Below are 12,850 nucleotides of genomic sequence, written 5' to 3'. Positions count from 1 at the left end.
TTTCTTGTATTTCTATATATTTTTTATTTTTAAGTAATTTTTCATTACATAAATTTTTAATTAATTCTATTTTTTCAATATTTAATAACATATTAATTTCCTTTAATACTTTAAATAAAATATTTTTTCATTATGAGTATTTATATCTTTCATTGGTGTAACAATATAATTTATTGCTAAATCATTATCATTATATGGATTATTTATTTTAAAACTTTTCATATCTTGTTCTCATGTAATGTTATATTTAAAACATTCTTGATTTTTATCATTTTTAAAAATATAATAACCATTATATTCTTCATAAAATTCACAAGATATTAATTCATTTTCATTTGTAGTAATATCTGCAATATTTTTAATATATTTTAAAATATCACTACCTTTAACACTTTCAATATCTTTTGTTATTGATTTTTTCCCTAATTTATAATAAAAATCTTCAATTATTTTTAATGCTATTTTTTTATTTTTTGTATCAATAATAGTATCTTTAATAGGAAATCATGTTTCATATTCACCAATTTCTAATAACATACCTTTAGTTGTTTCTTTAATTTTATTTTTAATATCTAAATTAACATTAATCATTACGTATCCTTTCTATGTATAAGCCTTATCACCTACAGTGATAAAAGGCTTATTACTACTAACTACTTATATACGTAAGGCTTATGCTACTGTAAGTAGCAAAGCCTTGGAGGGTAGGGGTTCTAGGGGAAGGGAACCCAAATTTCTGAAATTTTCAAAGAGCAACAGAAAAATTACTATTGGTTAATTCCAGCACAATAGCCTACATAATTTTTTATTTAGTTATGTAATAATTAATTACTTTAATAAAGTGCTGGTTTAATAAAATAATTAATTATAATTGTTCAACAATTAAAAAATGAGAGTATTATCTCTCATTTAACTTCTTTTTAAATCTAACCATTAACTTTATACGCCCCAATTAATAATAATACTCATAGTGGATTTGAAGTAATATGATAAGCACCTGTAGCATGATTAGCAAATCCTCATGATTGAGCAAAAGAAATGCAATAGTCAATAATTCCAGCACTAAAACCAAAACCAACTTGAATATGTAATGCTGTCGTTATTGCAATAAATATCCCTGTTAATAAGGCATGAATTACTAATAATAATGGAGCAATAAATACAAATGAAAATTCAATTGGTTCAGTGATTCCGCTAATAAAAGAAACTAAAGCAACTCCCCCTAAAAATCCTGATACCATTTTTCTATTTTCTTTTTTAGCTGCCATAATCATAGCTAAGGCAGCAGCGGGAATACCACCCATCATAATAGGAAAGAAACCTGATTGAAAAAATCCAGATCCTTCAATACCTCTAGTAAAAGCATTAATGTCTCCGTTTACTCATTCCGTTGTTCCAGATGCAGCACCTGTAATTGGAGATATTATCTGACCATTAATTGGTAATTGAAATCAAAAAAAGTATTTAAGATTTGATGTAATCCAAAAGGTAATAATAAACGATTTAATATTCCAAAAACTACTGTTCCCGGAATAGCAACTGCTGGATTATTTGGATTAGCAACTAATTGACCAAATTTCATTAATACTAATTGAATTCATGGTCAAACAATAGCAAATGCCAAAGCAGTGGGAATAGTTATTGCTAAAGCCACCATTGGTGCAAATCTTCTACCACCAAAGAATGATAATGCTTGAGGAAGTTTAATTTCTTTATATTTATTAGACTTGGTGCAAAACCTTTAATTTTAACAATTTAACGATTATTATTAATATTAAAGGTGATAGTTATTATGTTGAAAAAATATAAAGATGATCAAGAATTTTATAGTTTAGTCGGCATAAAGCCACAAACATTTTATAAAATGCTTGAAATTTTAAAAATTGCTGAGTCTAAACAAAAATATTATGGTGGTAGAAAAAATAAAATTGTAATTGAAGAGCGTTTATTAATGACTTTAGAATATTGAAAAGACTATAGTAGTTATAGAGTTATTGCAAAAAGATATAATATTAGTCATACTAGTTGCATTCGTAATATTTTTTGAATTGAAAATATTTTAATAAAAAGCGGAATTTTTAATTTACCTGGAAAAAAAGATTTAACAAAAAATAAAGGTACTAATAATAATTTGTTAGCTATTGATGCTACTGAAACTCCAATTGAAAGAATTAAAAAAAACTAAAATTACTTTTTTCAGGTAAAAAGAAACATCATTCTCTCAAATCCCAAATAATTATTGATATTTCCAATGGAAAAATTATTTCAAATGCTTTTTGTTTTGGAAGCATTCATGATTTTAAATTGCTTCTAAAATCTAAAACTTTTATTCATCCAGAAAAACAAGTTTTTGTTGATTCGGGTTATCAAGGTATACAAAATATTCATAAAAATAAATTTTTGCCATTTAAAAAAAGTAAATACAATCAATTAACACCAATTCAAAAAGAATACAATAAAACTTTAAGTAAAATTAGAATTAAAATTGAACACGTATTTGCTAAACTAAAACGTTTTAAAATTTTAAGTTTAAAATATCGCAATAAAATACGAAGATTTGCATTAAGATTTAATTTAATAGCAGGAATATATAATGGCTTTTCTCCCTTTATGTACTATTTTTAAATTTTATCACATAAATGCTGAGAAAAGCCTATCTACGGACTTCTCCCCACATTTTTAAATCAAACATAACATTACAGTTTCAAAACTAGGTATATTGTTGAATTTATATGCCGATTCTTTTGCGTATAAATGAACATGATGTTTTTCAACTTTGATATGTGTTTTAAATGTTCGTCTGATGTGCTTTCATGCCGATTCAATCTGGTTTATGTTTATACCAGTTTTTGAAACATAGCCATCTTGATGGTTAACTGTTTCATGCTTAGTGAAAACTGATTTAAAATGGCGATATCCTTTTCAATAATCAGTATGTACATCACACTTTGAAGAAATGTGGTTTCTTGCAAATTGCAAAAGATTTTTTTGATTTGCATTTTTCAACACTTTCACAATTAAATTATTGGTTGTTTTTTCATAAATCCCAACAATCAAAGTTTTATTTTTTAAGGATCTTCCTTGTTTTTTAAAACCCATATGTGAAAGATACATTTCATCCATTTGCACTATGCCCTCAACAATGAATTGAGGTTCTTGTTTTGCAATTGCACTTCGGATTTTATGACCCATTCTTCAAGCAGTTTTCAAAGTTACTCCCAATTCTTTTGCAACATCAGTTGATGGAATTCCATGTTTGGTGTTTATTCATCTAAAGATGAGATAAAACCAAGATGTCAAAGGTGTTTGTGACTTGTAAAAAATGGTGTCATGAAGAATACTAAATGTTTGATGACATTTCAAACATCTTATTCTTCTTAAATCAGAAGTATTCAAATTGGTTCAAGAACACCTCATACATTTGTTTTCCTTCAAACTTGCTATATATTTCAAACAATCTTTTTCTGTTTGAAATATATTGTTGAACTCATTCAATTTCATTGTTTCCTCCACAAGTACATGTGGGGAGAAGTCCGTATATAATTTTGAATTACCTTAGTTTTGCACCAAGTCTATTATATAAAACTGCAGATAAACACCCCGCTACAATTCCACCAAAAACACCAATGTTTAATACATAAATACTACCGATAATAGTTTTACCATCTGTTCCAAATTCTTCTACATAAAATAATGACGAAAATTTTTCACCTTTACTTGATGTAAAAGTTAAAACATTTTTATATAACATTTCTGGTAATGAATGTTCAATTGACGTCATTGCAGATATTGCCAAATAAAATACTGCTCCAAATAATGCAGCTTCACCACGATGATCTTTATCTAAACCAAATGCTAAACCTAAAGCAAATAATAATGGTAAATTATCAAATACTATTTTTCCTGGTTGTTGAATAATATATGAAATTCAATAACCCACTTCATTAGTAACGTGCATAACACCAGCATCAGTTGTAGTAGTAAATGTAAGCCCTAATGCTCCAAATCTGTTTAAAATAGCAGTGAATGGTAATACTGCAATTGGAAATTGTAATGCTTTACCTAAGTCTTGTAAAAATTTTAAAACATTATTTCAAGGACTTTTTTCTTTTGAGGTTTTTAATTCAATATTACTATTTTTTGTTTGATTTTTCTCTTTATGTTTTTTTCAGAAAACTAAACCCATATTTTAACCCCTTCCTAAAACTTTTTCTTAATTTTTCAAAATTAAAACATTGAACTTATTGAAACTGATAATAGCACAATGGCACCAACCGTTGCACAAAACATTAAAAATATATAAAGAGCTTTATTTCAAAAATGAAAAACTTGATATGTAACTTTTTTTGGTTTAAATAAAAATTGCTCATTAATCAGGCTCCTTTCTTTACGTAATTTTCTTTTAAATAAAAAAAACACAAGAAAAATAATACCAATACAAATCAAACCAATGATAAACATTATTCACATTGCCGATGTTGATAAACTTTTATTGTGCGACTCTAATGTTAAAAAATTTAGCATAATCATTTACACTTTCTAATCATTAGTTTTTTATCTTAATAAATATTATTATACAATAAATTTTTCTTAAATAAATATAATCACAAAATTTTACACTTTTTTATTGTTTATTATACAATGACTTACGCATTCTAAATCTTAATTTAATTGGTACACCCTGAAAACCAAATCGTTCACGAATTTGATTAATTAAAAAACGTTCATAAGAAAAATGACATCGTTGTTGATCATTGACCATTAAGATAAAAGTAGGCGGATTTTTTTCAACCTGTGTTGTGTAATATATCTTTAATCTACCACCTTTAAAGTAGGGCGGCTCATTAATTAATTGAGCTTTATTAATTATTTCATTAAGAATACTTGTTTTAATTCTTAAATTCATATTAACTAATACTTCATTAATAGTAGCAAATAAAGTATGAATTCTAGTATTTTCTAAAGCAGATAAATATACAACAAAAGAATACTCAAGGTATTTAAATTTTTCTTTTATTTTTTTAGTAAACTCTTGCATTGTTTTTTCATTTTTTTTAACTAAATCTCATTTATTAACAATAATAATAACTGGCTTATCTAAAGTTTTTGCCATTCCTGCTATTGTTAAATCTTGTTCTTGAATTTCAACACTACCATCTAATAAAAACAAAACAATATCACTACGTTCAATAGCATTAGTAGTTCTAATTAAACTATATTTTTCTAAATCTTCAGTAATTTTTCCTTTTCTACGAATTCCAGCAGTATCAATAACACAATATTGTTTTTTATTATAAACAAAATTACTATCAATAGCATCAGTTGTTGTTCCTGCTATTGGTGAAACAATAACTCTATTCTCTTGAAGAATAGTATTAACTAAACTTGATTTACCAACATTGGGACGACCAATAATTGCTAAATTAATATGTTCTTTCTTTTCTGTATGAACCTCTTTTGGTAACTTAGTAATTATCATATCTAATAAATCACCAAAACCAACACCATGACTAGCAGATACTAAAATTGGTTCGCCAAAGCCAACTTTTAAATAATCATAAATTTTATCATTATCGTTTTGAACATTATCATATTTATTTGCAATAATAATAACCGGTTTCTTAGTTCTGTATAATAATTTGGCAATATCTTCATCTTCGTGAGTTAAACCTTCTTGATAAGAACAAACAAATAAAACAATATCAGCCTCAGCTAAAGCAATATTAACTTGTTGATTGATTTGTTGAGTAAAATTAGTAATCTTTTTAGTAATACCACCCGTATCAATAATCACAAAATTTTGTGTTAATCATTCACCAATGCCATAAATTCGATCTCTAGTTGCTCCAGGCATATCTTCAATTATTGCTACTTTTTTTTGTAATATACGATTAAAAATTGAAGATTTACCAACATTAGGGCGTCCTACAATTACTACTTTTGGTAACTTATTCATTTTATTCAAATCCTTATATTTAAAATATTATTTTTTATGACTAAAGTAATTATCATATAAAACTTTTAATTTATCAACGGTCGTTTGTAAATTATAATCACTATTATCTAAAATAACTGCATCTTCAACAATTACTAGTTGACCAGTGCTACGAGTTTTATCAACATTATCACGAATTACCATATCGTTATATACTTGTTCTTGTGTAATATTAATACCCTCTTTAATATACTGTTTATATCTTCTTTCACTACGAGCGTGTAAACTAGAAGTTAAAAAAATCTTTAATTGAGCATCAGGTAAAACAACACTACTAATATCTCTGCCAACGACAATAAAGCCTTGACTTCTAACCATTTCTTGAATTCTAGCAACCATAACTTTTCTAACTTCAGATAACGAAGCAATTATTGGTACTTTACTAGTAACATTTTTATCATAAATTTCTTCTGTTGGTGGTTGATCATTAAATAAAAAATGACCATTAACTCATCTTATATCAAAAAGTTGTAATGCCGCAAGTATTAAATCTTCACTTTCAAAAGCAATTTTATTTTTTAAACAATAATTAGTAAAGCTACGATACATAATTCCTGTATCCATAAATTGATAATCAATTTTTTTAGAAAGCAAATATGCAGCTGCTGATTTACCACTAGCTGCTGGACCATCTATTGCAATATTAATCTTTGGGTACATTGTTTTTCTCCATTCTCTACTTAATAAATAATATTAATGATAATACTAACACGACTATTAAAATTAAACAAATAATGATAATACTAAATACTGTTAAACTTCACTTATAGTTATTCTTAATTTTAACTTTTTGTAATTCATCTTGAAAATTATTATGTTCTTGATTAATTTCTTTTAGTTCTTTATTAAGATCACTATTATTTATTTTATACTTTTTATATTTAAATTCTAAATTTTTAACAAAATTTTTGACATCATTAATTTTACTTTCTAAGTCTTTTTGAAATTCATTTATTTTATTATGCATACTATTAATTAACGTTTGATATTCTAAGTTAGTACTTATTAATGGCACATCAACTATTTCAAAATAAATATTTTCACTATATTTTTTTAAAATATTATTAATATTTTCTAACATATTTTCCAATATTAATTTATCATTATCATCTAAATGTTGTTCATTATTTTTAATAAAATAATTTTCAAAATTAACTAAATTTAAATCAGAATTTAATTTTTGAAAAATTGGCTCAAAATATGATTTATCAATTTTTATTAGTTGCTGATAATAATTTTCTATTTTTTGTTCTTGTTCTCAAAGCTTACTATTTTCTTTAATTTCTTTAGCAATTTGTTCACGTAAACTTTTATATTTTTCCATTCTTGTCATTAAAGCACCCACAAATTAATATTTAAAAAATTCCAATATTGATTTATTTTTAATAGTAATGATAATTTTATTGATTATAACATAAATATATAAAATCATTATAATATACAAATTTAACTATTGATAATATTGATAATATTTTAAAAAATAATTGTTTTTACTTAGTTTTCTTTTAAACATTATTAAAATAAAATATTAGAAAAATTTATATTTTTATGCAGGCATTATTTTTTTATTAGACTTGGTGCAAAACTAAGGTAATTCAAAATTATATATTCCTGTTATTAAATTAAATCTTAATGCAAATCTTCGTATTTTATTGCGATATTTTAAACTTAAAATTTTAAAACGTTTTAGTTTAGCAAATACGTGTTCAATTTTAATTCTAATTTTACTTAAAGTTTTATTGTATTCTTTTTGAATTGGTGTTAATTGATTGTATTTACTTTTTTTAAATGGCAAAAATGTATTTTTATGAATATTTTGTATACCTTGATAACCTGAATCAACAAAAACTTGTTTTTCTGGATGAATAAAAGTTTTAGATTTTAGAAGCAATTTAAAATCATGAATACTTCCAAAACAAAAAGCAGTTGAAATAATTTTTCCATTGGAAATATCAATAATTATTTGGGATTTGAGAGAATGATGTTTCTTTTTACCTGAAAAAAGTAATTTTAGTTTTTTTTAATTCTTTCAATTGGAGTTTCAGTAGCATCAATAGCTAACAAATTATTATTAGTACCTTTATTTTTTGTTAAATCTTTTTTTCCAGGTAAATTAAAAATTCCGCTTTTTATTAAAATATTTTCAATTCAAAAAATATTACGAATGCAACTAGTATGACTAATATTATATCTTTTTGCAATAACTCTATAACCACTATAGTCTTTTCAATATTCTAAAGTCATTAATAAACGCTCTTCAATTACAATTTTATTTTTTATACCACCATAATATTTTTGTTTAGACTCAGCAATTTTTAAAATTTCAAGCATTTTATAAAATGTTTGTGGCTTTATGCCGACTAAACTATAAAATTCTTGATCATCTTTATATTTTTTCAACATAATAACTATCACCTTTAATATTAATAATAATCGTTAAATTGTTAAAATTAAAGGTTTTGCACCAAGTCTATTTAAAAAAAGTAAATACAATCAATTAACACCAATTCAAAAAGAATACAATAAAACTTTAAGTAAAATTAGAATTAAAATTGAACACGTATTTGCTAAACTAAAACGTTTTAAAATTTTAAGTTTAAAATATCGCAATAAAATACGAAGATTTGCATTAAGATTTAATTTAATAGCAGGAATATATAATTTTGAATTACCTTAGTTTTGCACCAAGTCTATTGTATTATTTTTGAATTGGTGTTAATTGATTGTATTTACTTTTTTTAAATGGCAAAAATGTATTTTTATGAATATTTTGTATACCTTGATAACCTGAATCAACAAAAACTTGTTTTTCTGGATGAATAAAAGTTTTAGATTTTAGAAGCAATTTAAAATCATGAATGCTTCCAAAACAAAAAGCAGTTGAAATAATTTTTCCATTGGAAATATCAATAATTATTTGGGATTTGAGAGAATGATGTTTCTTTTTACCTGAAAAAAGTAATTTTAGTTTTTTTTAATTCTTTCAATTGGAGTTTCAGTAGCATCAATAGCTAACAAATTATTATTAGTACCTTTATTTTTTGTTAAATCTTTTTTTCCAGGTAAATTAAAAATTCCGCTTTTTATTAAAATATTTTCAATTCAAAAAATATTACGAATGCAACTAGTATGACTAATATTATATCTTTTTGCAATAACTCTATAACTACTATAGTCTTTTCAATATTCTAAAGTCATTAATAAACGCTCTTCAATTACAATTTTATTTTTTCTACCACCATAATATTTTTGTTTAGACTCAGCAATTTTTAAAATTTCAAGCATTTTATAAAATGTTTGTGGCTTTATGCCGACTAAACTATAAAATTCTTGATCATCTTTATATTTTTTCAACATAATAACTATCACCTTTAATATTAATAATAATCGTTAAATTGTTAAAATTAAAGGTTTTGCACCAAGTCTATTGTAAAATTAAAAAGGAAACTTATATAAAATTAAATTGTGTTAGTTCTATAATTAAGACAAGAAAGGAATTAGCGCAATGTATAAGTATCTGAGTATTGAATCAATAATAGCAATAAAAGAATATAAAAATTATGGATTTTCGATTCGTAAAATAGCAAAAATTGTTGATTATAGTAAATCAACTGTACATAGAGTTTGTAGATTATTAAATAAAAACTTATTGCCATTAGAAATATTGAATCAATTTCAAAAAAATAAACAAAATGCAGGCAGAAAATTAATAATTTTAACTTTAACAGAAATTAATAGTATTAATCATTTGTTAATTACTAAAAAGTATGCTCTTGATATAATTGCTAACTTTTTAAAGGAAAATAAAATAAAAAGTATTTCAACAAAAACTTTATATAACATGTTTAAAACAAATCGAATGGGTTTTGATGAAAATAACTTATTGAGAAAAGGCAAAAATAAATCTCACAAACAAAAAGAAACTAGGGGCAAAATTAATAATTGTAAGTCTATTCATGAAAGAAATTTAATCATTCCTAATATTAAAAATATACAAGAATTTGGTCATTGAGAAGGTGATACTATCATTGGCAAAGATCATAAAAGTTCTATTATTACTTTGGCTGATATATGATCAAAAACCACAATTCCTTTAGTAACTAAAAATCATAAATCAGAAAATATTACGAAAAGTATAATAAAATTTATTTCAAAGTTACAAAAAGGAACATTTAAAACCATTACTTCTGATCGTGGTAAAGAATTTAGTAAATGAAGATTAATCAAAAAAATTTGTAATGTCAAAATTTATTTTGCAGATCCTGGTAAACCTTGCCAAAGGGGTTTAAATGAAAATAATAATGGTATTTTAAGAAGATATTTACCAAAATCTACAGATCTATCTTCATATAAACAAAAAGATTTAAATTTTATAGCATTTCAAATTAATTCTACACCCAGAAAATCGCTCTCTTATAAAAGACCAATAGATTTAATACAATTATTTTAAAAAACTGTCCCATTTATATTTACAACTCAGGTTTCAGTTTGTAAAAAAATAAATCCCAAAATTAAATAACGGACTTCTCCCCACATGTACTTGTGGAGGAAACAATGAAATTGAATGAGTTCAACAATATATTTCAAACAGAAAAAGATTGTTTGAAATATATAGCAAGTTTGAAGGAAAACAAATGTATGAGGTGTTCTTGAACAAATTTGAATACTTCTGATTTAAGAAGAATAAGATGTTTGAAATGTCATCAAACATTTAGTATTCTTCATGACACCATTTTTTACAAGTCACAAACACCTTTGACATCTTGGTTTTATCTCATCTTTAGATGAATAAACACCAAACATGGAATTCCATCAACTGATGTTGCAAAAGAATTGGGAGTAACTTTGAAAACTGCTTGAAGAATGGGTCATAAAATCCGAAGTGCAATTGCAAAACAAGAACCTCAATTCATTGTTGAGGGCATAGTGCAAATGGATGAAATGTATCTTTCACATATGGGTTTTAAAAAACAAGGAAGATCCTTAAAAAATAAAACTTTGATTGTTGGGATTTATGAAAAAACAACCAATAATTTAATTGTGAAAGTGTTGAAAAATGCAAATCAAAAAAATCTTTTGCAATTTGCAAGAAACCACATTTCTTCAAAGTGTGATGTACATACTGATTCTTGAAAAGGATATCGCCATTTTAAATCAGTTTTCACTAAGCATGAAACAGTTAACCATCAAGATGGCTATGTTTCAAAAACTGGTGTAAACATAAACCAGATTGAATCGGCATGAAAGCACATCAGACGAACATTTAAAACACATATCAAAGTTGAAAAACATCATGTTCATTTATACGCAAAAGAATCGGCATATAAATTCAACAATATACCTAGTTTTGAAACTGTAATGTTATGTTTGATTTAAAAATGTGGGGAGAAGTCCGTAGATAGGCTTTTCTCAGCATTTATGTGATAAAATTTAAAAATAGTACATAAAGGGAGAAAAGCCTTAAATAAAATCAAATTTTAGGCCAGGTTGATGATTTTTTTTTATTTCATCAAGAGTTTTTTTGAAAATTAAAAGAAAATCGCTCTCTTATAAAAGACCAATAGATTTAATACAATTATTTTAAAAAACTTTCCCATTTATATTTACAACTCAGGTCCTTAACAATAGTAATGCCATTTTTAAGCATTGAATATCATGCATATTTATTTAAAATATGAGCTGGATGCTCTGGTTGATCATAAGTATTTGTCATTGTCATTGGAACAATAACATTTACTTCTTTATTGTGCTGATTAAATCAAGTTTTACAACTAATAGCAAATTGATAAATACAAATATCAGTACAACAACCAACAATAATAATGTTATCCCATTGTAAATTTGGCTTAAAATCAAAAGCAAAAAAACCATTAGTACTATTTTTTTTAATAATCTTAATATTGTCAAATTTTAATTCTTCTACTAACTCTGATTCAATAGTATTTTCCAAACAATGACTAGGAAAAGTATGAAATTCGGGACTATGTTCATTATGAGCATCATTAAAAGCAATAACTTTAGTTTCATTAGTGTTTACTTTTGCTAATAAATTTTTAATTGGTTTAATAATTGAATTAATATTGGGTGAAAATAAATTTCCTTTTTTAGCAAAGCCATTAACCATATCAACAATAAATATAATATTATGACCTTTTAAAGTTTTAAAATTTAAATTAACTGTTTTATCCAAAGTTTTATTTATAATTTCAATAAATGAATCATTATTTTTCATTATTCACCTCTATTTTTTAAAAATTAATCGTTTAATAATAAATCAAATTATACTACAGCCAGAACAAATTGGCATTAAGAAAATAGTAAAAATAATTCCTACTTTTAAAAAGAAAATATCTACTGTTATTCCCTGACTACTTTGATAGGTTAAACTATCAATTACACCGTTTATATAAATAAAATTAAATCCATTAAAAATGTTTTCTATTTTAATACTTAATAACATAATTAACCCTAATAACAAAAATATAAAACCAGAAAAAAATAAAATAGTAATTATTTTTTCATCAAGAGGTAATTTTTTTCATCAATTTTTAGTTATCATTATTATCACCTATTTTTTTTAATTATATCATTGTTATATTACTGCTATAAAATAAATAAAAAAATTCTTACTTTAATGTGAAAAATAAGAATTTTTTTAAAATTAATAAATTGCTATTTTTATTTTTTTACTACTTTTAAATAACAACTGTATCCAAAAATAATAAGACTTGTAAAAAATAAGATTGGAGTAGCAATAACCGCTAAGATTACTCCTATTTGCAACTGTGCTGCTGTACCTGTTAAAGTTGCAGTTCCACCTAATGCAGCAACTGCAATTTCCTTTTAATTTTCAAA

At 24.5% G+C, this 12,850-nt stretch carries 19 protein-coding genes and 1 pseudogene; 5 read left to right on the top strand and 15 right to left on the bottom strand.

Features of this window, described 5'->3' with window-relative positions:
- Window positions 1-102 precede the first annotated feature (102 nt).
- From AAHM78_RS04330 to AAHM78_RS16745, 3 genes are all read right to left on the bottom strand, one after another.
- Window positions 103-591 (bottom strand): hypothetical protein, encoded by a 489-nt coding sequence (locus tag AAHM78_RS04330; protein ID WP_342254479.1) that lies wholly within the window; start codon window positions 589-591, stop codon window positions 103-105.
- Between the two features lie 335 nt (window positions 592-926).
- The gene (locus tag AAHM78_RS04325; RefSeq protein WP_342255029.1) at window positions 927-1,370 is read right to left on the bottom strand and encodes a PTS transporter subunit EIIC; all 444 of its coding nucleotides are present in this window, start codon (window positions 1,368-1,370) and stop codon (window positions 927-929) included.
- Window positions 1,371-1,423: 53 nt separating this feature from the next.
- Window positions 1,424-1,657 carry a PTS transporter subunit EIIC gene (locus tag AAHM78_RS16745; RefSeq protein WP_425289764.1) on the bottom strand — a complete coding sequence of 78 codons (234 nt, stop codon included), beginning with the start codon at window positions 1,655-1,657 and terminating at the stop codon, window positions 1,424-1,426.
- Between the two features lie 135 nt (window positions 1,658-1,792).
- Here AAHM78_RS16745 and AAHM78_RS04315 point away from each other — a divergent pair, with 135 nt between their 5' ends.
- The gene (locus tag AAHM78_RS04315; RefSeq protein ID WP_342252835.1) at window positions 1,793-2,185 is read left to right on the top strand and encodes a transposase family protein; all 393 of its coding nucleotides are present in this window, start codon (window positions 1,793-1,795) and stop codon (window positions 2,183-2,185) included.
- A gap of 50 nt (window positions 2,186-2,235) precedes the next feature.
- Complete coding sequence (locus AAHM78_RS04310) at window positions 2,236-2,625, top strand: transposase family protein (RefSeq protein ID WP_342255028.1); 390 nt, start codon at window positions 2,236-2,238, stop codon at window positions 2,623-2,625.
- Between the two features lie 54 nt (window positions 2,626-2,679).
- On the opposite strand, the gene AAHM78_RS04305 is transcribed toward AAHM78_RS04310, so the two are convergent.
- From AAHM78_RS04305 to AAHM78_RS04270, 8 genes are all read right to left on the bottom strand, one after another.
- The gene (locus tag AAHM78_RS04305) at window positions 2,680-3,501 is read right to left on the bottom strand and encodes an IS1595 family transposase (protein ID WP_342254477.1); all 822 of its coding nucleotides are present in this window, start codon (window positions 3,499-3,501) and stop codon (window positions 2,680-2,682) included.
- Between the two features lie 49 nt (window positions 3,502-3,550).
- Window positions 3,551-4,186, bottom strand: a complete 636-nt coding sequence (locus AAHM78_RS04300) for a PTS transporter subunit EIIC (protein WP_342254476.1) — start codon at window positions 4,184-4,186, stop codon at window positions 3,551-3,553.
- A 41-nt stretch (window positions 4,187-4,227) separates the two neighbouring features.
- Window positions 4,228-4,524: a hypothetical protein gene (locus AAHM78_RS04295; RefSeq protein WP_342254475.1), complete on the bottom strand. Its 297-nt coding sequence runs from the start codon at window positions 4,522-4,524 to the stop codon at window positions 4,228-4,230.
- 100 nt (window positions 4,525-4,624) lie between these two features.
- Window positions 4,625-5,956, bottom strand: coding sequence for a ribosome biogenesis GTPase Der (der, locus tag AAHM78_RS04290; protein WP_342254474.1), 1,332 nt, complete (start codon window positions 5,954-5,956; stop codon window positions 4,625-4,627).
- Between the two features lie 27 nt (window positions 5,957-5,983).
- Window positions 5,984-6,655: a (d)CMP kinase gene (cmk, locus tag AAHM78_RS04285; protein WP_252320710.1), complete on the bottom strand. Its 672-nt coding sequence runs from the start codon at window positions 6,653-6,655 to the stop codon at window positions 5,984-5,986.
- Between the two features lie 16 nt (window positions 6,656-6,671).
- Entirely contained in the window at window positions 6,672-7,319 is a 648-nt protein-coding gene (locus AAHM78_RS04280; protein ID WP_342254473.1) for a hypothetical protein, read from the bottom strand.
- 261 nt (window positions 7,320-7,580) lie between these two features.
- Window positions 7,581-8,003, bottom strand: a complete 423-nt coding sequence (locus AAHM78_RS04275; RefSeq protein ID WP_342255027.1) for a transposase family protein — start codon at window positions 8,001-8,003, stop codon at window positions 7,581-7,583.
- A 2-nt stretch (window positions 8,004-8,005) separates the two neighbouring features.
- Window positions 8,006-8,398, bottom strand: coding sequence for a transposase family protein (locus AAHM78_RS04270; RefSeq protein WP_342254472.1), 393 nt, complete (start codon window positions 8,396-8,398; stop codon window positions 8,006-8,008).
- Between the two features lie 73 nt (window positions 8,399-8,471).
- Between AAHM78_RS04270 and AAHM78_RS04265 the strand changes: the two are divergent.
- Window positions 8,472-8,672 (top strand): annotated as a pseudogene (locus AAHM78_RS04265) (transposase family protein); the annotation flags it as partial.
- 21 nt (window positions 8,673-8,693) lie between these two features.
- Here AAHM78_RS04265 and AAHM78_RS04260 read toward each other — a convergent pair.
- Window positions 8,694-8,900: a hypothetical protein gene (locus tag AAHM78_RS04260; RefSeq protein WP_342255026.1), complete on the bottom strand. Its 207-nt coding sequence runs from the start codon at window positions 8,898-8,900 to the stop codon at window positions 8,694-8,696.
- A gap of 59 nt (window positions 8,901-8,959) precedes the next feature.
- The gene (locus AAHM78_RS04255) at window positions 8,960-9,352 is read right to left on the bottom strand and encodes a transposase family protein (RefSeq protein ID WP_342252835.1); all 393 of its coding nucleotides are present in this window, start codon (window positions 9,350-9,352) and stop codon (window positions 8,960-8,962) included.
- 148 nt (window positions 9,353-9,500) lie between these two features.
- Between AAHM78_RS04255 and AAHM78_RS04250 the strand changes: the two genes are divergently transcribed.
- Both AAHM78_RS04250 and AAHM78_RS04245 read left to right on the top strand, forming a co-directional pair.
- Window positions 9,501-10,445, top strand: coding sequence for an IS30 family transposase (locus AAHM78_RS04250; protein WP_342254471.1), 945 nt, complete (start codon window positions 9,501-9,503; stop codon window positions 10,443-10,445).
- A 104-nt stretch (window positions 10,446-10,549) separates the two neighbouring features.
- Window positions 10,550-11,371 carry an IS1595 family transposase gene (locus tag AAHM78_RS04245; protein ID WP_342252843.1) on the top strand — a complete coding sequence of 274 codons (822 nt, stop codon included), beginning with the start codon at window positions 10,550-10,552 and terminating at the stop codon, window positions 11,369-11,371.
- A 199-nt stretch (window positions 11,372-11,570) separates the two neighbouring features.
- On the opposite strand, the gene AAHM78_RS04240 is transcribed toward AAHM78_RS04245, so the two are convergent.
- Window positions 11,571-12,227 carry an isochorismatase family cysteine hydrolase gene (locus AAHM78_RS04240; RefSeq protein ID WP_342254470.1) on the bottom strand — a complete coding sequence of 219 codons (657 nt, stop codon included), beginning with the start codon at window positions 12,225-12,227 and terminating at the stop codon, window positions 11,571-11,573.
- A gap of 9 nt (window positions 12,228-12,236) precedes the next feature.
- Window positions 12,237-12,554, bottom strand: coding sequence for a hypothetical protein (locus AAHM78_RS04235; RefSeq protein ID WP_174481009.1), 318 nt, complete (start codon window positions 12,552-12,554; stop codon window positions 12,237-12,239).
- Window positions 12,555-12,850: the final 296 nt, after the last annotated feature.

Origin of the sequence: Spiroplasma endosymbiont of Zeiraphera isertana (assembly GCF_964030805.1) — a bacterium.
Classification (GTDB): Bacteria; Bacillota_I; Bacilli_A; order Mycoplasmatales; family VBWQ01; genus Spiroplasma_E.
Note: the sequence above shows the minus strand (reverse complement) of the source record. Positions and strands in the feature narration are given on the sequence as shown.